Annotated in this window: 21 protein-coding genes; 5 read left to right on the forward strand and 16 right to left on the reverse strand. The window is 39.8% G+C overall.

The annotated features are described in order from the left end of the window. Positions 1-33 precede the first annotated feature (33 nt). The 4 genes from polA to OOA_RS14450 form a co-directional block, all read right to left on the reverse strand. Complete coding sequence (polA, locus tag OOA_RS14435) at positions 34-2,826, reverse strand: DNA polymerase I (protein WP_008912896.1); 2,793 nt, start codon at positions 2,824-2,826, stop codon at positions 34-36. A 387-nt stretch (positions 2,827-3,213) separates the two neighbouring features. Then, the gene (dsbA, locus tag OOA_RS14440; protein ID WP_008912897.1) at positions 3,214-3,837 is read right to left on the reverse strand and encodes a thiol:disulfide interchange protein DsbA; all 624 of its coding nucleotides are present in this window, start codon (positions 3,835-3,837) and stop codon (positions 3,214-3,216) included. Positions 3,838-3,869: 32 nt separating this feature from the next. After that, positions 3,870-4,865, reverse strand: coding sequence for a serine/threonine protein kinase (locus tag OOA_RS14445; protein WP_008912898.1), 996 nt, complete (start codon positions 4,863-4,865; stop codon positions 3,870-3,872). Between the two features lie 3 nt (positions 4,866-4,868). Further along, the gene (locus OOA_RS14450) at positions 4,869-5,141 is read right to left on the reverse strand and encodes a YihD family protein (RefSeq protein ID WP_008912899.1); all 273 of its coding nucleotides are present in this window, start codon (positions 5,139-5,141) and stop codon (positions 4,869-4,871) included. A 239-nt stretch (positions 5,142-5,380) separates the two neighbouring features. On the opposite strand from OOA_RS14450, the gene mobA reads away from it, so the two are divergent. Both mobA and mobB read left to right on the forward strand, forming a co-directional pair. Further along, positions 5,381-5,962, forward strand: a complete 582-nt coding sequence (gene mobA / locus OOA_RS14455; RefSeq protein ID WP_008912900.1) for a molybdenum cofactor guanylyltransferase MobA — start codon at positions 5,381-5,383, stop codon at positions 5,960-5,962. 2 nt (positions 5,963-5,964) lie between these two features. Next, positions 5,965-6,486: a molybdopterin-guanine dinucleotide biosynthesis protein MobB gene (mobB, locus tag OOA_RS14460; protein WP_008912901.1), complete on the forward strand. Its 522-nt coding sequence runs from the start codon at positions 5,965-5,967 to the stop codon at positions 6,484-6,486. A 580-nt stretch (positions 6,487-7,066) separates the two neighbouring features. Here the strand turns inward: mobB and OOA_RS14465 are convergent. The 7 genes from OOA_RS14465 to OOA_RS14490 form a co-directional block, all read right to left on the reverse strand. Continuing rightward, positions 7,067-8,491, reverse strand: a complete 1,425-nt coding sequence (locus OOA_RS14465) for a carboxypeptidase M32 (protein WP_008912902.1) — start codon at positions 8,489-8,491, stop codon at positions 7,067-7,069. Between the two features lie 2 nt (positions 8,492-8,493). Next, positions 8,494-9,360 carry a DMT family transporter gene (locus tag OOA_RS14470; RefSeq protein ID WP_008912903.1) on the reverse strand — a complete coding sequence of 289 codons (867 nt, stop codon included), beginning with the start codon at positions 9,358-9,360 and terminating at the stop codon, positions 8,494-8,496. Beyond that, entirely contained in the window at positions 9,353-10,024 is a 672-nt protein-coding gene (locus OOA_RS14475) for a 2OG-Fe(II) oxygenase (protein WP_008912904.1), read from the reverse strand. The genes OOA_RS14470 and OOA_RS14475 overlap by 8 nt, the downstream gene beginning before the upstream one ends. Continuing rightward, entirely contained in the window at positions 10,014-11,135 is a 1,122-nt protein-coding gene (locus tag OOA_RS14480) for a ThiF family adenylyltransferase (protein WP_008912905.1), read from the reverse strand. Before OOA_RS14480 ends, OOA_RS14475 begins: the two co-directional genes overlap by 11 nt. 56 nt (positions 11,136-11,191) lie before the next feature. Continuing rightward, positions 11,192-11,293 carry a pantocin A family RiPP gene (locus OOA_RS20135; protein WP_071524243.1) on the reverse strand — a complete coding sequence of 34 codons (102 nt, stop codon included), beginning with the start codon at positions 11,291-11,293 and terminating at the stop codon, positions 11,192-11,194. Between the two features lie 424 nt (positions 11,294-11,717). After that, positions 11,718-13,070 carry a glutathione-disulfide reductase gene (gorA, locus tag OOA_RS14485; RefSeq protein ID WP_008912906.1) on the reverse strand — a complete coding sequence of 451 codons (1,353 nt, stop codon included), beginning with the start codon at positions 13,068-13,070 and terminating at the stop codon, positions 11,718-11,720. 364 nt (positions 13,071-13,434) lie between these two features. Continuing rightward, positions 13,435-14,277, reverse strand: coding sequence for a 23S rRNA (adenine(2030)-N(6))-methyltransferase RlmJ (locus OOA_RS14490; protein WP_008912907.1), 843 nt, complete (start codon positions 14,275-14,277; stop codon positions 13,435-13,437). Positions 14,278-14,650: 373 nt separating this feature from the next. Between OOA_RS14490 and OOA_RS14495 the strand changes: the two genes are divergently transcribed. Together OOA_RS14495 and yhjD are read left to right on the forward strand one after the other, a co-directional pair. Next, positions 14,651-15,052, forward strand: coding sequence for a DUF1090 domain-containing protein (locus OOA_RS14495; RefSeq protein ID WP_008912908.1), 402 nt, complete (start codon positions 14,651-14,653; stop codon positions 15,050-15,052). A 287-nt stretch (positions 15,053-15,339) separates the two neighbouring features. Then, positions 15,340-16,335 (forward strand): inner membrane protein YhjD, encoded by a 996-nt coding sequence (yhjD, locus tag OOA_RS14500; protein ID WP_008912909.1) that lies wholly within the window; start codon positions 15,340-15,342, stop codon positions 16,333-16,335. 519 nt (positions 16,336-16,854) lie between these two features. Here yhjD and OOA_RS14505 read toward each other — a convergent pair. Then, on the reverse strand, positions 16,855-17,916 hold the full coding sequence (locus tag OOA_RS14505; protein ID WP_008912910.1) for an NAD(P)H-dependent flavin oxidoreductase: 1,062 nt from the start codon (positions 17,914-17,916) through the stop codon (positions 16,855-16,857). A 172-nt stretch (positions 17,917-18,088) separates the two neighbouring features. On the opposite strand from OOA_RS14505, the gene OOA_RS14510 reads away from it, so the two are divergent. Further along, positions 18,089-19,078 carry a serine hydrolase domain-containing protein gene (locus tag OOA_RS14510; protein WP_008912911.1) on the forward strand — a complete coding sequence of 330 codons (990 nt, stop codon included), beginning with the start codon at positions 18,089-18,091 and terminating at the stop codon, positions 19,076-19,078. 44 nt (positions 19,079-19,122) lie between these two features. On the opposite strand, the gene OOA_RS14515 is transcribed toward OOA_RS14510, so the two are convergent. The 4 genes from OOA_RS14515 to dppD all read right to left on the reverse strand — a co-directional run bounded on the left by OOA_RS14515 (position 19,123) and on the right by dppD (position 23,830). After that, entirely contained in the window at positions 19,123-20,625 is a 1,503-nt protein-coding gene (locus OOA_RS14515; RefSeq protein ID WP_008912912.1) for an insulinase family protein, read from the reverse strand. Positions 20,626-20,793: 168 nt separating this feature from the next. Further along, a complete protein-coding gene (locus OOA_RS14520; RefSeq protein ID WP_040691714.1) occupies positions 20,794-21,492 on the reverse strand; it encodes a HAMP domain-containing protein in 699 nt (232 codons plus the stop codon). A gap of 356 nt (positions 21,493-21,848) precedes the next feature. Then, on the reverse strand, positions 21,849-22,853 hold the full coding sequence (gene dppF / locus OOA_RS14525; protein WP_008912914.1) for a dipeptide ABC transporter ATP-binding subunit DppF: 1,005 nt from the start codon (positions 22,851-22,853) through the stop codon (positions 21,849-21,851). Further along, positions 22,850-23,830, reverse strand: coding sequence for a dipeptide ABC transporter ATP-binding protein (dppD, locus tag OOA_RS14530; RefSeq protein ID WP_008912915.1), 981 nt, complete (start codon positions 23,828-23,830; stop codon positions 22,850-22,852). The genes dppF and dppD overlap by 4 nt, the downstream gene beginning before the upstream one ends. Position 23,831 lies beyond the last annotated feature (1 nt).

Consider the following 23,831-nt stretch of genomic DNA (forward strand, 5'->3'; position numbering starts at 1 on the left):
AAATTGTCACTTTTTTTATAGAAAAATCGCAAATTAGTGGGCTTCATCCCAATTATCGCCGACGCCTACATCAACTTTTAATGGCACATCAAGCTGCATACTTTGCTCCATCAGCTCTCGTACTTTTTCGATAACATGCTCAAGCTCAGACTCTTTCACTTCAAAAACCAGTTCATCGTGCACCTGCATCAGCATGTCTGCATCAGGTTTTTCTGTTTGTAACCAGCTATCAACAGCAATCATTGCCTTCTTAATAATATCAGCGGCAGTACCTTGCATTGGCGCATTGATCGCTTCACGTTCAGCAGCCTTACGACGCATCCCATTACTCGATTTAATATCAGCAAGATACAAACGACGGCCTTCTAACGTTTCAACATAGCCTTGCTCAGAGGCTTGATGACGAGTGTTTTCCATATAACGTAAGACGCCCGGATAACGCTCAAAATAGAGATCCATATAACGCTGCGCTTCACCACGAGGAATACCCAGTTGGCGAGCAAGTCCGAATGCACTCATCCCATAAATTAAACCAAAGTTAATCGCTTTGGCGCTACGGCGTTGATCATTGGTCACTTCATCAAGTGGTACCCCAAATACTTCCGCAGCGGTAGCACGGTGGATATCTTTACCTTCAGCGAAGGCAGTGAGTAACCCTTTATCTTGCGATAGGTGCGCCATGATGCGCAGTTCGATTTGCGAGTAGTCGGCTGCGACAACTTTATACCCTTTACGAGCAATAAAGGCTTGACGAATACGACGCCCTTCCTCAGTTCTCACTGGAATATTTTGCAAGTTAGGGTCACGTGAAGATAAGCGACCAGTTGCCGTGACGGCTTGATGATAAGAGGTATGCACGCGTTGAGTTCTTTTGCTAATCATCAACGGAAGCTTATCTGTATAAGTTGATTTTAACTTCGCCAGACTACGGTGCTCTAACAACAGCTTAGGCAATGCGTGGTTCAGGGCTAGCTCTTCAAGAACTTCTTCATTCGTTGAAGGCGCACCACTTGGTGTTTTTTTCACAACAGGCAATTGCAGTTTTTCAAACAAAATAGTCTGTAATTGCTTTGGTGATGCTAGGTTAAATTCTTCACCAGCCAGCTCAAAAGCTTCTTTTTCAAGCTCAGCTAAACGTGCAGTAATCTCTTTCGATTGCGCAGCTAAAACCGTAGCATCAATCAATACACCCTTACGTTCCATTCTGACTAATACCGGCACTAATGGCATTTCGATATTGCGGAATATATTAGCCAGCTTTGGTTCTGCTTCCAGTTGTGGAAAGAGAGCTTGATGCAGTAACAAAGTGACATCTGCATCTTCTGCCGCATAGGTGACTGCCTGCTCTAGCGCAATTTGGTTAAACGTCAGTTGCTTTTTACCTTTACCTGCGATTTCTTCGAAAGAAATAGTTTTATGATTAAGGTGACGATCCGCGAGGCTATCCATATCATGACGCCCCATACCTGCAACGCTATTAAGTACATAGGATTCCAGCATAGTGTCAAACTCAATACCTTTGAGCTCGATATCGTAGTTTTGTAACACTTCTGCGTCATACTTTAAGTTTTGACCCACTTTCAGCACTTTATCACTTTCGAGTATTGGCTTGATGGCAGCCAGCACCTCGTCTAATGGTAACTGAACTGGTGCATCAAGGTAGTCATGGCCGAGTGGCAAATACGCCGCATGACCCGGTTCGATAGCAAATGACATTCCGACTAAACGTGCTTCTTGTGTATCTAAACTGTCAGTTTCAGTATCAAAAGCAAACAGTGGCGCGGAAGCTAGCTTTTCTAGCCAGCGGTCTAAATCCGCTTTTTCTAAAATGACTTGGTAGTTTTCGGCATTCAATATCGGTGCTGCCATCACAGCTTCAATTTTCTTTTCGACAGCACTCGCGGCTGGGGTAGCGCTTTTGCCGCTTTTTCCTTCCATCCAAGTCCCGTTTTCAATATCCGCTAACCAGCGTTTAAATTCATAACGGCTAAATAATTGGTGGAGTTTATCTGTATCCAGTTCAGACACGGCCAGTTGTTCGCAGCTTTTGTCGAGTTCAACATCTGTTTTGATGGTGGCAAGCTGATAAGAGAGAAATGCTAATTCGCGGTTTTCAGCCATTTTCGGCGCTAAAGTTTTTGATCCTCTAAAACCCAATGGCGCAATATCATCTAACGAATCGTAGATTTTTTCTAAACTGCCGATCCCTTGTAACAAGGCTAATGCTGTTTTTTCTCCAACACCTGGTACACCTGGGATGTTATCTGAAGAGTCACCCATTAAAGCCAGAAAATCGATGATCAATTCAGGTGGGACACCGTATTTCTCTTCGACCTCTTGAGGCCCCAAAATGGTGTTATTCATGGTATTGATCAGCGTGATATTCGGTTCAACCAGCTGGGCCATATCTTTATCACCCGTGCTGATCAAGACAGGAATGCCTTTCTGGCTAGCTTGTCTGGCAAGTGTACCAATCACATCATCGGCTTCGACGCCAGAAACGACCAGCAGAGGTAAGCCCATTGCCTCAACCATCTCATGCAATGGCGCTATTTGCTCACGCAAATCATCAGGCATAGGTGGACGGTGTGATTTATAACTTTCAAATAACTCATCACGAAATGTTTTTCCCTTCGCATCAAAGACGACAGCCACATGGCTTGGCTTATATTGCATAATCAAACTACGCAACATATTAAGCACACCATACATGGCTCCTGTCGGTTCACCCGCACTGTTAGTCAGTGGAGGGAATGCATGATAAGCACGGTATAGGTAAGAGGAACCATCAACCAAAATAAGGGGATTTTCTGCGATCTGAGCCATAATCTGTCATCATCTTTTTATCAGGAATGAATTGCGATAGGATGCCACAATGTGCGTTTAGATACACGTTCAGTTTCAATTTCTTCCGCAATCCTCGCGATATATTCACTCATAGCGCGTTAGTCAATTAAGCAATAATTCGACATAATATTATTTCAATTAGTACATTCACAACCTGTGGATAACTCTGTGGGCAAAATAATGTTATGCCTTAGATTCAATAACTAAGAAAAGATCAAGCCGTAAAACAGGAATGTAAAATCAATAGGTTAGCTATATACGTGTTGATCTAACACAAAAAAAGCGCATAAGCCATATTGTGGATATTGATTTCATGAGTGAGGATTTAAAGATGTGGCGGCAAATCGCCGCCGCCACAAGGATGGGCTATTTTTTGCTGATCAAATAGTTCACAATATTGGAGAACTCTTTACCATAATCAGCCGCGTTATCAACCGCGATACCATTATTACGAACTTGATATTTACCATCAACAAACATTGCTGGTACACCGCGCAATTTCAGATCTTGCGCTGCATTTTGTTGTTTCGCGACTAATGATTTTACGACGAAGCTATTTAATGCCGCATCATACTCTTCACCACTAACGCCTGCTTTAACGAAAGCATTGCGGATATCTGCTGGCGTATTGATTGATTGCGTTTTCTGAATACCTTCAAACAGAATTGGTGTCACTTTATCTTCTATTTTCAGCACCATTGCCACTGCCCATGCTTGAGTCAGGTTTGGACCTAAAGGACCAAGAAAATCAACATGGTAGCGTTCCATTTTCACGCCTTCAGGTAGGTTTTTTTCTACAGTTTGAGGAACTTTATAAACATTTTCAAACTGATAGCAGTGAGGGCAATAAAAAGAGAAAAATTCTAAAACTTGTGGCAAGTTTTGTACTGATTGTTTGACATCAGTATACTCTTTCCCTTCCGAGTAATTTGCGGCAGAAACCCCAAATGACATGGCGATACCAATTAAAGCCAACATAATTTTTTTCATATACAACGTTCTCCAAAAATACGATTTCTTTATTAAAATTGAGGGTTCAACTGCAAAGGGGCTTCTTGCAACCGTTGAACTTGCTGAGCAAATTCGAGTGATTGTTTCTGCCAAAAATCATCAGCTTGTAGCCATGAAAATGCTCTAGGGAAAGCAGGATCTTGCCAACGGCGAATAATCCATCCTAAATATTGTACCATTCTCATAGCCCTTAGCGGTTCAATGAGCTTGAGTTCTTTTACATCAAAATCACCAAATTCATTGTAAGCCTCCAGCAAGGTATCTAACTGGATCACTTGATCCTGACGTGAGCCATTCAATAGCATCCACAAGTCTTGTACCGCAGGGCCGTTACGTGCATCATCGAAGTCTACCAGCCAAGCTTCATCTCGCCATAAAATATTACCCGGATGGCAATCACCTTGCAGGCGTAATGGCGATGATATCGTCGGCCATTGTTGTTTCACTTCAGCAATCAATTTATCAAGCGATTCGATGAAGGTTTCTTTCCATTTTGGAGTGATCAGTTCACTCTGCACCATAATTTCACGAGGTTGATCAAGGTACTCCTCTACACCCAATGTTGGGCGAAACGTGAAGGTGCTTTTTTTCCCAATCTGATGAACACGACCTAATAGCCGGCCAACCTCTTCGAGCTGATATAGATTATCCGTTTCATATTGACGCCCACCGATACTCGGAAAAATAGCAAACATAAAACCGCCAAATTCCAATACCGTTTGCCCTGCAAATTCGATCGGCGCGGCAACTGGCAATTCCGCATTTTTTAATTCGAGCGTAAAGTCATGCTCTTCTTGAATTTGTGAGCGATTCCAACGTGTAGGACGATAGAATTTAACCACAAAACGTTTTCGGTTTTCATCTTGAAATTGATAAACCCGATTCTCATAGCTATTGAGCTCGGTCAATCCTGATTCAGGGTAGATACCAACTTCCATTAAGGCATCAAGGATCAGGTCAGGTGATATACCACTGAAATGGAAATTAGAGTGTTCGATTTTGTCCATCGCTTATTCGTCTTTTATGATGCCACGAGCTCGTAGAATCGCGGTTTTAAAATCATCTTCATAGTCTTTTTTCAGACCGGGGATCGCTTCATCACTACCTTTTCCGCGCATTTTTAGATGATAAATGAGTACATCATCTGTCAGCTCAGACAATGAGCCTTTAAAACCTGCTTCATCTGCCAGTTTTTGCAGTAATTCCACCAAATTCAAATCCGAGTTGTCTTTCCATACAGGATGCAACAGCTCAATAACTTCATTTAAGCGATGGCATTTCATGTTTATTCCTTCATCACGAATATTTGGGGCCAAATTAGTTGATATAATACAAGAGAAAAAGCGAACTGCTGTCAATCTAGGTAAAGTTTGCGATTAATCTTTATGAATATCCGTTGATTTTATAGCAAAATAGAATAAGTTTTAGCAGATAATTTAACTAAATCTGCGTTCAAATATGTCAAAATGTTTTATTTCCTAGACAACACACATGCACTTTGAAATATCACAAGGGTATAAATATGTTTTATCGTGAATTGCTTACAGGCGTCATACTCGCGGGTGGACTAGGTCGCAGGATGGGCGGGCAGGACAAAGGTCTAGTGCCTTTACTCGGAAAACCGCTTTATCAACATATTATTGAACGTCTTGAGCCACAAGTCGGGCAAGTAATGATCAACGCCAACCGCAACCAATCGCGCTATCAGCAAAGTGGTTTTAACGTGATCTCTGATCTGAATAACGACTTTTCGGGTCCATTGGCGGGTATGCAGGCAGCATTACATGCCGCTCCCACGGAATGGCTACTATTTGTTCCTTGTGATGTTCCTTCATTTCCACTCACATTAGCCGAAAACATGTTTTTAAATAAAGGTGATAGCCTTGCTTGCTATGCCAATGATACTGAGCGCGACCACCCTACTTTTGCGTTACTTCATCGCTCATTAGTTCAACAACTTGATGAATATCTCGCAAAAGGCGAGCGCAAACTGATGTTTTTCATGCGGGAAATTGCCGCAAAATGTATTATTTTCCCCTCAGGGTCATTTGCTAATTTAAATACACCGGAAGATAGCCTCAACTGGGAGCTGCAACAAAAATAATCATGAACAAAAAAACAGTACCTCTACTCGGTATCACCGCATATAGCGGCACAGGCAAAACGACGCTATTAAAACAAGTCATTCCGCTACTTAGGCAGCGCCATCTGCGTGTTGGGCTGGTTAAGCATACCCATCACGATATGGATGTGGATAAGCCCGGAAAAGATAGTTATGAATTACGCAAAGCGGGTGCAGACCAAACCCTCGTTGCCAGCCAAAATCGCTGGGCACTAATGACCGAAACGCCCAACAATGATGATGAATTGGATCTACACTATCTCGCAAGCCGTTTTGATCCAGATTCACTGGATCTTATTTTGGTTGAAGGATTTAAACATGAAACGATCGCTAAAATCGCATTGTATAGATCTGAAGTTGGCAAACCGCTCGCAGGTTTAATTGATCAACACGTTATTGCCGTTGCCAGCAATCAAATCATTGATACCACTATCCCACAATTGGATATCAATAACCCAGAGCAGATAGCTGACTATATTGTGTCTTGGTGGCAGAAAAGCCAATAGAGCTTGCGGCATCTATGATAGATAGCTTATTTATGTTCGAGTAAATGAGCTGTATCGAATTGGTAAGAGGACTTAACTTATCATCTTACAAATGGTGTCAAATAGTCTATTTTTCATATAGATTCAATTCAGCTATAAAGCAATTGCCAATCTTAACCTGCTTCCATTGAATAGCGGGAAAATTAGCAATTTTCGGATATTCCAATAACGTCCAACCAAGCTCACCCCGCTTAAATGATAATAAAAACTATCGATCCTGTGATGTAAAATTAGCTTGTAGTGCAAATAGCATCGACTTCTACACAGAAATTAACGCTTGTAATGCATTCACCCACTCAGGCCTAAGGACATTATCAGTATTAAGGCGATAATATATCCCAGCATTTAATTTGATTAGCCAACCAATTTATACTTTTGAGCTAAAGAGTAGCTAATCCCGTTATCCGGTAACCATTGTTGAAGAACAACGCTCCAGAGAACGCATGTGTAGTTAGTCAGTTTAATTTAGAATAAATAGTCATACCCATATATCAATAAGCGCTGAATTTCTCATCAACCCTGTTCAGAAAAGCTAATAATATTATTTATATCTTTCAATAAAAGCTTGCTTTGCATAGTTGGTACTTACGGGTGAGCCTGTGGTTGATTCAATTAATTTGGTAGGAGTTAAACGTTGCCCAACAGACCAAATATTTTTATTTAACCAAATATTTATCTCTTTAAAATTATATATTTTCAAAATACTAAACAACTGTGCTGCATAAATATATCCCAACATATAACAAGGAAAATACCCAAAAAAACCTGCCGACCAATGAATATCCTCCATACACCCTTTACTATGTTCCCATTGAGGATTAAATCCTAATAATCTGGTTGATAACTCATTCCAAAAATCTGGTAAATCTTTAATATCAAGATTATGGTCAAAAACTTCCACCTCGACTAAGTAGCGTAAATATATATGTTGTAAGTAATGAAGTTCATCTGTATTTATACGACTTTCAAAAGGTTTTAACTTTAATATGTGTTCTCTAATCACATCTTGAGTAACATTAACATTATGGGATCCCAGAATGCTAACCAAATATTCTATAAAAGTATCTGATTTTCCTAAAAACATTTCATAAAGAAGGCTTTGACTTTCATGTATACCTATTGAACATGACCTATCACAAGGCATGCCAGTAAATTTCTTCGGTAAATGACTTTCATATAATGCATGCCCACACTCGTGTAGTGTTGCATAAATTCCAGCAAGAATATCATTCTTTAAAAAGACATTTGTGATTCTTATATCATCTCTATTTCCAGCACAAAACGGGTGATGACTAACATCAAGCCTACCTCGGGTGAAATCAAAACCTAGATCATTCAACAAAGTTCTATTGACCAAAATTTGGCTTTCAATTGAAACAATTTTCGAAAAATTTTTGTTCTCATTATTTTTACTGTATCGTGAAATTAAATCTGGTAACCAACTTTGTATCTCATTAAACAGCTCATTTAAAATCTTAATACTGATTCCCGGTTCATGCTCATTCAACAAAGCTTCATAAGGTGAAATACTTAAGTACTGAGAGACTCGCTCTGCTTTCTCACGAACTAAATTTAATAACTGAGACAAATCTTTAGAATATATATTCCAGTTATTGTTTTTTTTGTTCTTTATCCATGATGCTTCACAGCACAGTGAAGCCAATTTAATGGCTTTCATCAGGTTGCTTGGAACAATACCTTTTAAGATTATTTCCTGTCTTGCTGACTGCAATCCGATCCACTTTTCATCTAAAATATCATGACCAAATAATGCTTTTTCGATGAGATTAAAAATTTCAGGTGAGACTCTTTTTTCATGGATAATTAACTCTAATTCCGCCATAGCATTTGCCCTAGCTAAATAACTATTGTTGGGCATCATTGTTGTTTGGTCCCAATAACAAATACTATGAGCATGCTCTAGATTGTAGATTGAAATATAATGATTTTTAATTTTATCTAACATATCTATTTATCTTTGTACTTGAAAGCAATAAAAACACTAGAAAGGATAAACATCATTCCCACTAACATATTTAAGGTTATTATTTCATTAAGAAATAACCATGATATGAAAACACTAATAATTGGAGATAATAAAACTGCATATGATGTAAGCTCAGAACCACCATGCTCAATCATATAAAACCATAATATATAAACAATAACTCCACTTGCTAATCCCATATAAATAATTGGAATTAACATTTCAGGATTTCTTAATAATAACAATGGTTGATATATTTCCGTAGAAATGAATGGAGTTATTAGTAATATAAAAAACAAAGATACAATATTTTGATAAAGTACCTTAGAAAAAAGGTTCAGCTTAGTAGGAATTTTTTCTGATAAGAAAGTTCCAACTGCCCAAAAGAAAGCACTAACTAATATGATAATCTCCCCAATAGTTATCTCATCTAGGGATATAAAAATAAATATCCCTATACAACTTAATATCGAAATAATGATATATTTTATATATATTTTTCTACTGATAATTAAGTGAATTAAAGATGTAAATGTAGGCATCATATAAATTAAAACAGATGCTTTAGCTGCATCAGTATAATCGAGCGCCCAGTTATTAAGCAACGGAACTAAAAATATATTAAAAGTACCTAAAGGTATACAAAGGAGAATGTCTGAAAATTGAGGACGGAAGCGAAAAAACAGAATAACAAGTATTGTTAGCAAGATTACAGATATTAAATTGCAATAAAATCTAAAAGACCAAACTCCAATTTGCTCAATTGCAATTTTTGATATAGGGAACCCGCCCCCCCACAGTAATGCAATAAATAAAGCAAACCATAGCAATTTCTTTTCTTTAATCATATCTCACAACCAATGCAATCCGCTTGAAAGATGTTTCTGCTGTAACCATTGATACAAAATGAGGGATCTCTTTTGTATCAGTATCAAAAATGAGAGTGCTCATATTATAAGGAGCTAAAGTATCTAGGATAATTTTTCGCTTATTATCTAAAATCATGGTTAAACCACCATAATTTACATTCCAATTTAAAGTGAAATTGATCACTATACCGAAGCTTTGTCCTGGGTCGCAATGAGTTGTTAAAAAATCCCCGCAATCAAATCTATTCAAATAAACAAGTGTGCTTTTTTCAATTTTTTTCCCCGTAATATTTATTAGAAAGTCTATAAAAAATTTACTATTAACAACTTTTTTAATTTCAGTGAAGTAATTAATAGAATTACCGACATTATCATCTACTATTCTACGAAATGAAAATGAAAACAAACCATTATTATAATCAGTTAAAGCAGCTAACTTCTCTTTTTCAATTAAAGATAATGAATGATTTTTCAAATAAAAATCATTTTCACCATCTTGGTTTTTAATTATCCAGGACCAATATTCATCGCCAATATTAGAAAATTTCTCGCCATATTCGGTTAATTCCGGAAAAAACCTCGATATATCAAATGAGACATATCCTTGGTTATTAAATATGGCTGACAATTGTTCAATACTCATTAAATATAGTCTCCTCTCTAGTGCTAAAATCACGAAGACATATATGAATTTTTTTACCAACTAGTGCTGGAGTATCATAACCCGTAATAATTTTTACGACTTGGTCTGCAACAAGTCCTGACATCGCAGCTAATGAAGGTGCACTTTGCCACGCATTCACACTCCGATTGCCGTCTAAGAATTGCTGTTTCATCCGTGCTTCTTGGAATTTTTTAATATCCGATTTTTTACTATAAAATTTATGTTTAATACTCTCTTTTGCATCCGAATAATCATTATTTCTTTTGTTGTTCAGATAAATAGGACCAACAGTTATGTCGAATGGATCTCCTCCCAATTCAATTATAGAAATATTTCTCTCTTTAGCTAAAGAATGTACGAGTTCCTCTACTGTGTTTTTTCTGAAATATCCAAGACTGGCCCATGCAAGTAAAATGAGATCAACTCCAGTTAGCAATTCTGAAAGTTGATTCTTATCCGTTGTTGAAAATTCTGGGTATTTCTCAACATTAACATATTTGTTATGTCTTTTCAGACCCTCCTCAGCCGCATCTACTTTATTTTTACCAATATCATCAAAGGTATATAATACCTGACGATTCAGGTTAGAAAGCTCTACATCATCACCATCAACAATTCGTAACGTACCAACTCCAGACATAGCTAGTTGTAGTGAACACCATGTGCCCCATCCCCCCATACCAAGTATCAGTACACGGCTAGTTTTTAATTTTTCCTGATATTTAATCGCATTATTGTTATTTTTATCAACTAATGAAAATTGAAGTAACTGACGATCGTACAATTCTATTTCTTCGGATGTCAAAATATCAGAAAAAACAGCATTATCTTCAATAAGGCCAAATGAATGAAGCTTATTAATAAAACAGCTAATATCATTATTACTAACTTCACATCCTTTCAGCGACACTTCCTTGAATATTCGAGGAATAGTGTGAAAACCATCTAGCTTGGATAATACAACCTTGACCCATTCAGGTGGATCCTTAATTATTTGTGATTTCTGTGGGATCTCGCCAATACAAATATCTCCATCGTCGGATAAGATAATATGGTGAGAACGCTTAATCCTTGGTTTTGTTATAAACATGTCATTATGTTCCTCTACATACGATAAAAGCCACCCGTTGGGTGGCTTTTATCGACTTACTCTAACTCAATCGCTTCTTCTTCCGTATACATCGCTTTTTCTTCACTAATTGAAGAAATACGCTCTTCCAATTCCACGAAAATAACTTCTTGGTTCATTTGACACCTCATATATTAAGTTTTGACGCATATTCGCATAACACCTTACATTGTTAATGAAATGATGCATTATCGTTAACAACGATTGAGTATTCATATTAAGATGACTATTGTCAATATCCGGTTACTATATATGTCTGTGCTTTAATTAATTAGGACATACTATTGAATTCTATAGGAGAAAATTCAATATTGATTTCACTACCAATATATATCGATTGAGTTGATGTTGTTTTGCGTATCTTCTACAGCTAAACCAAAGTATGGCTACGTTGATAGGGGATTTAAGCTTCAATCAAGTTTAGTTACGAGCTATTAGTTTGGGGAATAGGTGATAATAAAACGCGATGATTGGTAAAAGGCCAGAATGTTTTCTGGCCTTAATAAAATATTTTCCAAAGGATGGAAAGATGGAAGCCCTACACTAACGCATAGTGACAAATTCTTCTGCACCTGTCGGGTGAATCGCGACGGTATTATCGAAATCTTTCTTGGTTGCGCCCATTTTCAGTGCAACTGCGAAACCTTGTAAGATCTCATCCATACCAAAGCCAATACCATGAATACCGACAATTTTCTCGTCTGCTCCAGCGCACACGAGCTTCATACGGCAAGGTTGGCGATGAGACGTTACCGCGGTATACATTGCAGTAAAGGAAGATGTATAGCATTTAACCTGATCCGCACCGTATTTTTCGATCGCCTCAGGCTCAGTCAATCCAACAGTTCCAATCGGTGGGTGGCTAAACACCACGGTTGGAATATTGCTGTAATCTAAATGCTCGTCAGGCTTGTTGTTAAACAAACGCTCTGATAAACGGCGACCCGCTGCAACAGCCACTGGCGTTAATTCAACTGCACCCGTGTTATCACCAACGGCATAAACGCCTGCAACACTGGTGTTCTGATATTTATCAACCTTGATATAGCCTTTTTCATTCAGCTCAACGCCAGCTGCTTCAATATTTAGGTTGTCAGTCATTGGCTCACGACCAATCGCCCAAATCAGTGCATCAACAGTTTGCTCTTTGCCATTTTCCAATTTCAGCGTCAAAGAACCATCTGCGTTCTTAATCACTTCTTTTGGTACAGATTCAGTGTGTAACGCGGGACCCTCAGTATTCATCACTTCTACCAAGGTTTCCACGATCAACGGATCAAATGAACGCAGCGGTGCATGTTTACGTACAAACAGATGAGCTTCACTACCGAGGCCATTTAAGACACCAGCCAGTTCAACAGCAATATAGCCAGCACCGACAACAGCAACGCGTTTTGGTAAAGCCTCAAGCTCAAAGAAGCCATCAGATGTCATGCCATATTCTGCACCTGGGATCGCTGGGATCACCGGACGACCACCCGTGGCGATCAAAATATGATCCGCGGTATAGGTTTCACCATTAACTTCAACGGTATGTGCATCAACAAAACGGGCAAAACCACTGATCACATCAACCTTGTTATTGCCGAGAACACGGTCATAGGACTGATGAATACGATCAATATAAGCAGTGCGGCTGGCAATTAAGGTTTTCCAATCAAAATGGTTGATTGTGGTATCGAAACCGTAATCTGGGCCGTAAGCACGAATAGCTTCAGAAATTTGCGCTGCATGCCACATTACTTTTTTCGGTACGCAACCCACGTTAACACAGGTTCCACCTAAAGCTTTTGCTTCGATTAGGGCACACTTTTGTCCATACATTGCTGCGCGGTTCATGGAAGCAATGCCGCCACTACCACCACCAATCGCAATATAGTCGTAATGTTTGCTCATAACTTGGTTATTCCCATTTATTGATTAATTAACAAGCGAATACTTACTACCGCGTAATCTATACACAAAATAGTTCAAGATGCATATGAGCGACAAACTAAACTAGTCAGAGATCACAGATAACGGTGTGACTCAGATAGATGAGTACAGTCAGCACTAATGCAATTTAAAGTATGACGTGTATACAACAATAACCGTATCCCCAAAATAATTCGAGTTACATATATCCAGACTGCGACTCGATTCTGAAAAACATCAATGAAACTGTCATTCAGCTAGCGGAGTGCAGCCAGTGCTCATGCGGTTTGATCTATCATCGGCATACCTATTTATAGATATAACCTGTTAATGAAATAGATATAGCCTATTCAGGTACGATCCATTCGACTAGCGTATGACCTGTTCCCTCTGGAACTAAGGTTTTATGCAACCAAGGCAATACATTTTTCATCTGCTGTTCTAGCTTCCATGGCGGGTTAATCACAATCATGCCTGATGCAGTCATACCGCGTTGGTCACTGTCTGGACGAACGGCTAACTCGATTTGCAGAATTTTACGGATCCCCGTCGCTTCTAATTGTTTGATCATCCGCTTAATGTGTTGACGTAAAACAACCGGATACCAAATCGCGTAAGTGCCTGTAGCAAAACGTTTATAACCTTCTTCGACACCTTTAACGACGGCTTCATAATCTGATTTCAGCTCGTAAGAGGGATCCATCAAGATAAATCCACGACGACTAGCCGGTGGCAGTTTAGATTTAAGCTGCTGGTAGCCATCTTCTTTCGAAACTTTGGTGCGGTGATCACGAGAAAATTCTGCGCGTAGTAATGGAAAATCGGTCGAATGTAATTCACTCAGTACTAATGAATCATCTTCACGTAGCAACTGTTTCGCCAGCAATGGAGAGCCCGGATAATAACGTAGTCGCCCATTATCATTCATACGACGGACGATATTCATATAAGGCAATAATTCCTCGGGCAAGTCCGGCTGTTCCCAAATACGCGCGATCCCTTGCAGATATTCACCTGTTTTTTCTGCATGTTCACTCGTCAACTGATAACGCCCCGCACCAGAATGCGTGTCGACATACAGGAAGGGTTTTTCTTTCTCTTTAAGAGATTCAATGATCAGGCTTTGAACTGTGTGCTTTAGCACATCTGCATAATTGCCTGCGTGAAAACTATGGCGGTAACTTAACATGACTCTTTTATTTCCCGAGGAAATTCAACATTAGCCAATAATGGCTACTATTAAATAGATTCTTTAAAGATAGCGTTTTGTGTATACCCAAAATGATTCGAATCACATATGGGCATCAAGTGAAGCTATTCCGATAAATAAAGCCCGATAGACATAACTCGCGATGCCATACGGGTTGCAGGCTTCCCCTGCATGCGCTGCCAATTAGCAACTTGAAGTATGACGGGTATAGACCGGATTATTTCGTGCATATCATTATAGCGAAATTTCTATTGAATTGTCATAGTTCAGATTTTGTTGATAAATTAAGCATGACAGCAACGATACTAAAAGTTATCCTAAACACAAATAACAACATAACCAGGAATAATATATGCGTAAATTACTTATAACAACATCAACTATGGCCTTTCTTTTAGTCAGTACTTCTACTATGGCCGCCAAACCACAAAATGGTTGTGATATTAAAAAACAAGAGATCGAAACCCAAATTGAATATGCCAAAAAGCATAACAATACTTATCGTATTGCTGGGCTACAAACAGCGCTCGATAATGTGAATACTTACTGCACGCCTGAATCGCTTTATCGTGATAGCCAAAAAGACGTCGCTGAAAAATTGGAAAAAGTTCAAGAAAGAGAAGCTGAATTGTCAGAAGAAAAACAAAAAGGCAATAGCAATAAAATCGCTAAACGTGAGCGCAAATTACAAGAAGCACAAGCAGAACTTAAAGAAGCACAAGCGAAGTTAGATACCTATAAAGCGGGTTTATAACCCTATTTTCTTTGTTTAATCTGCATTTTTTAAGCAGATATATACACAAAATAATTCGATTTGCATGTAAGTGACAAGCGAAGATAGACGGGGAGCATAGATAAACTCTGTGACTCGGCTAGCTGAGTGTAGTCAACAACCATGCAAATTGAAGTATGACGGGTATATCACCTCTAATGCCTACTTTGCAGAATAAAATAGGCATTAGGGTGAAGAATTTTGCAAATTTAAGCTATAGTATGGTGATTATTAAGCAAAATTAGACAAGATGTAGAAAAGGGGATCGAATGTCGAATATGCACGATGAAGAGCAAAAAGACGCAAGTAAATTAAAATCCACATTAGATAAAAGTATCGATAATAGTAAAAAAGCGCTCACCTTCTCTATGCGTGTTGTGAATTTTATTTGTGCGATCCCTTTTATTGCTCACCTTATTCGTACTGCACAGCGGTTTAACGATCGCATGGGCAATCAGTTTGGTGCTGCGATTACCTATTTCTCGTTTCTTTCTTTAATCCCAGTATTAATGTTCACCTTTGCTGCTGCTGGTTTTGTGTTAGCCAGCAACCCTGAATTGCTCGAGCGATTAATCCGTGGTATTTCCACCAGCATTAGCGACCCTACGCTTGCAGGCACCTTAGAAAGAACTATTGATACTGCTATTCGACAACGTACGACTGTTGGACTAACCGGTTTAGCGCTAGCGCTCTATTCGGGTATCAACTGGGTCAATAACCTACGCTTAGCTATTTTGGCGCAATCACGTAGTGTGTGGGAACGTAATGAAGATGAGCACGAAAAAATCTATTTCCGCTATTTACGCGATTTTCTGGCGTTAATTGGCTTACTTATTGCTCTTGTCGTCACCATTACCCTTACCTCTGTCGCCGGTTCAGCTCAAGCAACCATAGTTAGAGCGATAGGTTTAGATGGTATTGAGTGGTTAAAACCCGTTTGGACGCTGATCGGCCTCACTATTTCGATTATTGCTAACTTTTTATTGTTCTTATGGATTTTCTGGATCCTGCCACGTATGCAACATCGTCGTTCTTCTTTGTTGAAAGGCACCCTACTTGCGGCAATTGGATTTGAAGTGATTAAATGGTTGATGACGTGGATTTTACCCAATTTAGCCTCATCACCTTCTGGCGCGGCCTTTGGTTCAGTGATTGGTTTAATGGCATTCTTCTACTTCTTTGCCAGATTAACCCTATTTTGCGCAGCATGGATAGCCACTGATGAACCAAAAGATTCAAGCGAGAACGAAAAGCTAATCTATTAGTGATGTAAATGGGATGGAATGGCAAATTGACTCACAGTCAGCCATCCCTAAATCATCGGCTTCGAATTATGTTCTGTTTTATCCACTTTCGACTTCCCCCCTACCTATTCGTTTTTATATTAATTAAACCTAACGGATTGATTAATCATGGAATCAATAAATAAACAATGATGTGTAGCTCATTACATCTCAATCAGATAATGAAATCATTACCCATATCGCTTATTTGTCGTTAGGAATACAGCTACAAATGCAATTAAAGCTCATATAAAACAAATTGATAGGGAAATTAATTAAGAGATATATAGCTGATGTTTCATGCCGTTTTATATAAAATAAACCATTCAATGACCATTTTTCGTGACATGTCACGGCGTTTATTTTTCACTGTTTTAGCATTATTTTATTGCGTGTGGCATAGATCGGATAGTGCAAAAAAGTCTGCTTTTATTATGCACTGCCTTTATTGACAACCTATCCGGATCTTATTTCAATCTCCTCTAGCGCATTATTTAGAACCTACACATTCATTTCTGCCACTAATGTTGCCATTAAAGCTTGCGCTGACATTTCTCTAACTTGAGCCGCACCTTGACCAGCCCAATGTGCGGCAAAAACCTCATTTCCTGCTTGGCTTGCGGCTGCATTAAGTTGCTTACCAAGATCATAAGCAATCGGATAATCGGGAGCTTGTGGACTATTCGGTTGTTGTGCTATACGAATAAACTCATTGACGATCCCTCTTGCTGGGCGACCTGAAATAGCCGCAGTTAATGCCGTATTTGTGGCATCTTGGCTTTTTAGCTTGCGTCGGTAACCTTCATTTGCCGCAGATTCTGGGCATAATATAAAGGCAGTTCCCAATTGTGCCGCAACAACACCTTGCGCTAATGTGGCGTTAATATCTTGCCCATTCATCATACCGCCAGCCGATATTATTGGTAATGTGATGTTTTGCACCAATAAATCGACCAACTCACAAGTCGTTAATTCCTCATCATCTACTTGAACATCAAACATGCCGCGATGACCACCCGCTTCAATGCCTTGGGCAACAATCGCATCAATACCGGCCTGTTCGATAAGTTTCGCTTCCGTTAAGTTAGTTGCGGTAGCTATGGTGTAAATCTCCTTCGCTTTGAGCTGCTCAATCACAGCTTTTTCAGGAATATTAAAATGGAAACTGACTACCGCGGGTTTCATTTCCAGAAACAACGCCAACATTTCAGGATCATCTAAGAATGATCGATAAATCTCATTCAGTTGCTGTGGAGGATGACGATTAAATGCAGAAAATTGCGGTGTCAAATAATCGATCCATCTCTGCTCACTGATACTGTCGCGTTTTGGCGTGGTGTGGCAAAACACATTCACGTTAAAGGCTTTATCGGTTAAAGCCTGTGTTGCTGCAATTATTTCTCGTGCTTGTTCTACCGAATTTGCGCCTAAACCTAGAGAACCAAGTCCACCAGCTTCAGAAACAGCAGCTGCTAAAGCTGGCGTAGAAACACCTGCCATCGGTGCTTGAATGATTGGGTAACGAAGACCTAAACGTTGAAGAAATAACGCTGAATTATTCATTGTCTTTCCTTTATTATGATGATGTAGGGTTACACTTATTATTCTATACACTAAATAATTCAGTTTGCATGTAGATGACAAGGAAAATAGTCAGGGAACACAGATAAACCCGATGGATCGACTCACTGAGCGTAATCAATAACCATCCAGTTTGCAGTATGGCGGGAAAATAATGATAACAAAAACATCTTTGAAAGACTTAACCTGCGGTGTTGTACTTTACTCACATAACCAATCAACAATAAGTACAGAGACATTTTGTGCAAAGGGAAGCGATCTTACTGGTCAGCCTCTCACCGTCGACACCCCATTACGGATCGCCAGCAATACGAAAACCTTTACAGCTGCAGCGATACTAAGATTGTTAGAAATGGGAGAATTATCGCTCGATGATGCTATTTCACGACATATCGACCCCGAATTCAATCAACTGCTCAATGATCGTTATGCAACTGACAGTATCACTATCAGGAATCTACTTAACCACAGCAGTGGGCTTTATGATCATGCTGATGAGCGATATTTAAAGTTTGTTCTTACACGCCCTAATTATCAATGGAGTAGGCTCGAGCAAGTTCAGTTATACACGCGCAAAAAATACCCTTTTGTTCCACCTTCGACGTCTTTTATCTATTCTGATACTGGGTATATCTTGCTAGGTGATGTTATTGAACGCCTAACAGGAAAATCTTTAGGCCATGCAGTTCGGGAACTGTTGAAATTTGATGAAATAGGACTTGCAACTGCCTATTGGGAATATTTGGAACAGCCAACAACCAAAGTTCCACGAGCCCGTCAATACCTGAAAGAATTAGAAGGTACACATATTCATGCATCAATGGATGTGTATGGTGGAGGCGGGCTCATCATGTCTTCACGACAAATGGCGCAGTTCCTTGAGGCTCTGTTTAACGGCAAGGTATTTGAACACGCAGAGACACTCAATACTATGCTAAGCGCGGGTAGCCATGAAGGCGGGCAGTCTTATCGTTTGGGGATCATGGCGAGCGTCGTCAACGGAGTTACCTTGTACTCACATCTTGGCTTTTGGGGCTCAGTTGCTTACTACGCGCCAGAAACCAAAATAAGTGCGGCTGGTTTCGTTGATGACAAAGAATCACGTGAAAAATTAGTTCAAATCATTGAAGCACTACTTACGTAATAATCTACAAAATAGCCCCTTTAACAGGGGCTATTTATCAATGATTATTGTGAGGCTTTTGGTAATTCAAGCTTAACACCTGCTTCACCTGGCACGGTTTCAGCTTGCGCTGCTTCTGTTTGCGGCCACAATACTTTAGTAAACTTCTGACGGATTTGTTCCGCATCCATTAACTGTTTTTCTTTTGGTTGTGTCAAAACAAACGCTGCTTCCTGAGACAATAAACGCTGCACTTCCATATTGACTAGCTCAAGCGTTTGCCCTGCTAAGAAAGATTGTCTTAAACGCTGATATTGCTCTGGTGCGATATCAACAACTCCATTTTGTTGGGAAATCAGGCGTTGACCAACTAAAACATCAGTACTAGTTCGAGCATAAGCGGCAAACAGCTGTGATAATTGGCCTTGTTTCTCTGCAATCATCTCATCGAATAATTCTTGAGGAATACCATTTTGATTAATCGTTGATAATTCATTGAGAACAACATCCGCCACTGCCTGCATTTTTTCTGGTGAAGCAGTAATAGAAAGAATACAACTCGCTTTTTGATATTGCACTCGGCAATCTAAGCTAGGTGTGACTTCATTTTCATTGAATTTTTGGCTAAACGTTTTTTGTAATGAACGATAAACGGCTTCTCGAGCTAAATCGCTTCCCCAATAACGTAATAACACAACAGAATCATTGATTGGCAGCCAATCAATATCCCAAATCAAAGACAAAGTATCTTTTGTTTGCTTCGGTTCAAGAATATCAATTGATTGAGGTTTAACTTGAGATAAAACAGCCATTGAAACTGGCTCTGAACGGCGCCCTTCCAATGAAGAGAAAGTTTGTGTGATATAATCAGACAACATACGTGCATCAACATGACCGGCAACATACAGTGTCATTACATCGGGTGTGTACCATTTTTGATAAAAGGAATTCACACTCGCTAAATCAACGTTGTCCTTAATTTTTTGCCCTGGCTCATAGCCTATCATTGCCGTCCCTTTCAGACGTGCACGCCAAACGGGATCATTTGCATCCAATGGTATCGTTGCTACCGGTGCATTTATTGCATTAAGCCCATTGTGAAGTGATGTTTCTGTATAACTTGCGCCTGCCGCAGATGTTGCCATCCAATTTAATGCTTGTTTGAGTAGTTCTGGTTTGTTGTGCGGTAAGCTTAGGTTATAGATAGTGTAATCATACGAAACAACCGCAGGTGGCATGGGAATATCAGGATCGGTCGCTTGACGCCAAAAATTTTGTAATGTTGCCGTTGGAAAAGCATCTGTTTGATGGAAAAGTGCCATCTTAGGGATCAAATAACTGTAACCTTTTTCACTGGTCTTCTCTGACAGTGATCCCGTTTTAATTGCCAATCTGAGTTGAATTCGATCGTTTGGACGTTGTGGTGTCTGTAGCAGTTGCCAGCTAAAGCCGTTATCAAGCTTTCCTTGCTGCCATGCTGGATCAGGCTGTAATGACTCGGCACTAGCAAAGCTAGCCACTGAGAGTAGTACAACACTGAAGATATATTGAATTTTCAAACCCTGCATGTAAACCCCTATGTATTTTCTATCCTTGTATTTAACCGCAAAAGTATGACTGACAAATTAACGAGCACGTTAATTATAGGGTTAAACAATATGGCTTGGTCTCATTAAATACAAGTGACACCAACTATTACCGATATTAGACCACAAAGGTCACCACATGTTCATGACTTAGTCTGAATTTTGCTTTTTTCTTTGGCGGTTATAGTTTTTCGCAAGTAAACCCAGTTCGTCATCATTATGGTAATCTGAAACTTGGATGTCATGCTGATTATCCGTATCTTGTAATTCTAACGCAATTTTACGTAATGGCCTGACTATCATCCGGCTCACGCACCATGTCATTGCAATCGCGATAATTAATACTAACAGTAAATAAGTTGTTGTCATCAACGCCAGTGTATTAAACGCAAAACGATAAACACGATTAGAATCAACCTGAAGTGTCAGATACCCTTGAGGCTTGACCGTTAATAACATATTACCATAAGCATAGAGAGGTACCGTCAGTTCAACGGGGATCCCTGTAAATTTCACTGCCCATTCAGGAATGGGTCGCGGTGTTGCAAAATCTAAACTCATTACTGTCGCATCATCTACCGTTACAATCGCCTTACCCATAATGCCTGATGTTTTTAGGCTCACAAGTAACCGTTTAACTTCGTTTAAGTCGGAGCTCAATAGTGAGTCAGTTAATGGCTTTTGAATTTGTACAACAGCATTACTAAGTTGACCAAGATAATCGTGTTTTCTCTGTTCAAGTAAATAACTAAACTGGATAGCCAAAAAAAGGGCGAATGAAAGCAATGTGATCACAAAAAATACGATCATGCTTTTTAAAGTTAGTGAGCGTTGAACTCGGGTTTTCATTTTAGTTAAATCTTCTTCATTTACTGAAATTTTGTGTATCAGGTTTCTTTTTAAATATATACCCCAAATGGTTCGAGTGGCATACAAGTAAACGACGCAGATAACCCAATGGCGATACATAGTACAGCGATCGAGGTACCGTAAGCGCTGTGTTGTATTAACAATAAACACCAAACGACTTGATATATAATGGGTATAGGATGAGAGTGCGTCAGTATACTTTATTTTATCACTAAAGGAGCGGTTATTAATGCAAGTTTATGTAATTAGGAGAAGGATTAGTTTGAGGGAAAATGGCTATAATACATCTCAGTGAAAGGACGGCAGAAAAAGATTTTTCTGCCGTTTTAATCAATTTAGCTCACGACGACTGTATTTTTTTCATCTTCATCGACAGCAAAACAAGCGACTAACTGACCATCATACTCTTTCAAAGTCGGCTGAAATTGTGTGCATTGACCAAAAGCTCGACGACAACGTGCAGCAAAAGCGCATCCAGGCGGTGGGTTCATTGGGCTTGGTAACTCCCCCGTTAGCTTGATCCGCTCACGTCGGGAATCTGGGTTCAACCTTGGTGTTGCTGATAACAGAGCTTGTGTATAAGGATGTAGCGGATTATTAAAAATCTGCTCTTTCGTTCCTTTTTCTACGCAACGCCCCAAATACATCACCATCACGTCATCAGCAATGTGCTCAACCACAGACAAATCATGGGAGATAAACACATAGGAAAGCCCAAATTCCTGCTGCAAGTCCATCATCAAGTTAAGTACTTGAGCACGAACAGACACATCCAACGCAGAAACCGGCTCATCCGCCACCAGCACATCTGGGTCAAGCATTAAGCCACGTGCTATCGCAATACGCTGGCGTTGCCCACCAGAAAACATGTGAGGATAACGACTGTAGTGTTCTGTTTTGAGTCCAACTTTCGCCATCATCGATAATACCTTTTCTTTACGTTGCTCTTTAGTCAACTTGGTATTGATCGATAAAGGCTCTTCCAATATCTGCCCAACTTTTTTACGTGGATTCAACGAACCATACGGGTTTTGAAAAACAATTTGAATTTTCTGTCGGCGTAATTGCTCTGCGGTTTTATCTTTCACCAACAAATTTTGATCTTGATAGTACAGCTCACCTTCTGTTGGGATCTCAATCATCGTTAACAAGCGGCCTAAGGTTGATTTACCACAACCAGACTCCCCCACAACCGCGAGGGTTTTACCCTTTTCTAACTCAAACGAGACACCATCTAGCGCTTTAACAATTTTATCTGGCGAAAATATCCCCCCCTTCGCTGAATAATATTTCTTTAGGTTAATCGCCTGTAACAATGGCTTTTTTTGATTTTCACTCATAGTGTCGGCCTCCCCATATCATCCAGCGGCATATGGCATTTCACTTGTCTATCGCCAATAGGCAACAACTCCGGTTCTTCTATACGACAACGTTCTGTCGCATACGGACAACGCGGATTGAGCAGGCAACCATTCGGACGGTCATATTTCCCCGGTACGACACCCGGTAAAGAAGCCAGTCGCGATTTATTAGTTGCAAACTCAGGTAATGCTCGTAATAACGCCTGTGTATAAGGATGACGTGGGTGCTTGAAGATATCAGATGCTTTTGCTGATTCGACGACTTGCCCGGCATACATAACGATAATGTGATGAGCCGCTTCGGACACTAATGCAAGATCATGTGTGATTAACACAAGAGCCATATTTTCTTGCTTCTGCAACTCAAGCAATAACTCAATAATTTGAGCTTGGATTGTCACATCAAGTGCCGTAGTAGGCTCATCAGCAATCAGTAATTTTGGCCGGCATGCGATCGCCATGGCTATCATTACTCGCTGACTCATCCCGCCAGATAACTGGTGAGGATAAACATCAAGTCGTGATTTAGGATCAGGGATACCGACCATATCAAGCAGATCAATAGCACGCTGTTTACGGGTACTTTTATTTCCACCTTGATGCACTTGTAATGCTTCCATGATCTGATACCCCACTGTAAAGCAAGGATTCAGGCTAGTCATGGGATCCTGAAATATCATCGCCACATCTGCCCCGACTATCTGTCGGCGCTCTTTTTCAGGCATTGAAAGTAAGTCCCGTCCATTAAATTGCAACGATTTCGCCATCACTTTGCCGGGGTAGTCAATTAACCCCATAATAGCCAGTGAACTGACTGATTTTCCTGAGCCGGACTCACCAACAATACCAACGACTTGACCTTTCTCTACGCTATAACTGATGCGGTCAACGGCCCGGAACGGGGCACCTTCATCACCGAAGTGCACCGAAAGTTGATCTACATTTAACAATGCCATT

Origin of the sequence: Providencia burhodogranariea DSM 19968 (assembly GCF_000314855.2) — a bacterium.
GTDB classification, from domain to species: domain Bacteria; phylum Pseudomonadota; class Gammaproteobacteria; order Enterobacterales; family Enterobacteriaceae; genus Providencia; species Providencia burhodogranariea.

Excerpts from the sequence above, each read along its gene's own strand:
- OOA_RS14495 (WP_008912908.1), top strand. The coding sequence starts at position 14,651 with ATGCGTAAATTACTTATAACAACATCAACTATGGCCTTTCTTTTAGTC.
- dppD (WP_008912915.1), bottom strand. The coding sequence starts at position 23,830 with ATGGCATTGTTAAATGTAGATCAACTTTCGGTGCACTTCGGTGATGAA.
- OOA_RS14480 (WP_008912905.1), bottom strand. The coding sequence starts at position 11,135 with ATGTTTATAACAAAACCAAGGATTAAGCGTTCTCACCATATTATCTTA.
- OOA_RS14510 (WP_008912911.1), top strand. The coding sequence starts at position 18,089 with ATGATAACAAAAACATCTTTGAAAGACTTAACCTGCGGTGTTGTACTT.
- OOA_RS14515 (WP_008912912.1), bottom strand. The coding sequence starts at position 20,625 with ATGCAGGGTTTGAAAATTCAATATATCTTCAGTGTTGTACTACTCTCA.
- OOA_RS14475 (WP_008912904.1), bottom strand. The coding sequence starts at position 10,024 with ATGAGTATTGAACAATTGTCAGCCATATTTAATAACCAAGGATATGTC.
- OOA_RS14465 (WP_008912902.1), bottom strand. The coding sequence starts at position 8,491 with ATGTTAGATAAAATTAAAAATCATTATATTTCAATCTACAATCTAGAG.
- OOA_RS14450 (WP_008912899.1), bottom strand. The coding sequence starts at position 5,141 with ATGAAATGCCATCGCTTAAATGAAGTTATTGAGCTGTTGCATCCTGTA.
- OOA_RS14445 (WP_008912898.1), bottom strand. The coding sequence starts at position 4,865 with ATGGACAAAATCGAACACTCTAATTTCCATTTCAGTGGTATATCACCT.
- OOA_RS20135 (WP_071524243.1), bottom strand. The coding sequence starts at position 11,293 with ATGAACCAAGAAGTTATTTTCGTGGAATTGGAAGAGCGTATTTCTTCA.
- OOA_RS14505 (WP_008912910.1), bottom strand. The coding sequence starts at position 17,916 with ATGAATAATTCAGCGTTATTTCTTCAACGTTTAGGTCTTCGTTACCCA.
- OOA_RS14470 (WP_008912903.1), bottom strand. The coding sequence starts at position 9,360 with ATGATTAAAGAAAAGAAATTGCTATGGTTTGCTTTATTTATTGCATTA.
- polA (WP_008912896.1), bottom strand. The coding sequence starts at position 2,826 with ATGGCTCAGATCGCAGAAAATCCCCTTATTTTGGTTGATGGTTCCTCT.
- dsbA (WP_008912897.1), bottom strand. The coding sequence starts at position 3,837 with ATGAAAAAAATTATGTTGGCTTTAATTGGTATCGCCATGTCATTTGGG.
- OOA_RS14490 (WP_008912907.1), bottom strand. The coding sequence starts at position 14,277 with ATGTTAAGTTACCGCCATAGTTTTCACGCAGGCAATTATGCAGATGTG.
- mobA (WP_008912900.1), top strand. The coding sequence starts at position 5,381 with ATGTTTTATCGTGAATTGCTTACAGGCGTCATACTCGCGGGTGGACTA.
- yhjD (WP_008912909.1), top strand. The coding sequence starts at position 15,340 with ATGTCGAATATGCACGATGAAGAGCAAAAAGACGCAAGTAAATTAAAA.
- dppF (WP_008912914.1), bottom strand. The coding sequence starts at position 22,853 with ATGAGTGAAAATCAAAAAAAGCCATTGTTACAGGCGATTAACCTAAAG.
- gorA (WP_008912906.1), bottom strand. The coding sequence starts at position 13,070 with ATGAGCAAACATTACGACTATATTGCGATTGGTGGTGGTAGTGGCGGC.
- mobB (WP_008912901.1), top strand. The coding sequence starts at position 5,965 with ATGAACAAAAAAACAGTACCTCTACTCGGTATCACCGCATATAGCGGC.
- OOA_RS14520 (WP_040691714.1), bottom strand. The coding sequence starts at position 21,492 with ATGAAAACCCGAGTTCAACGCTCACTAACTTTAAAAAGCATGATCGTA.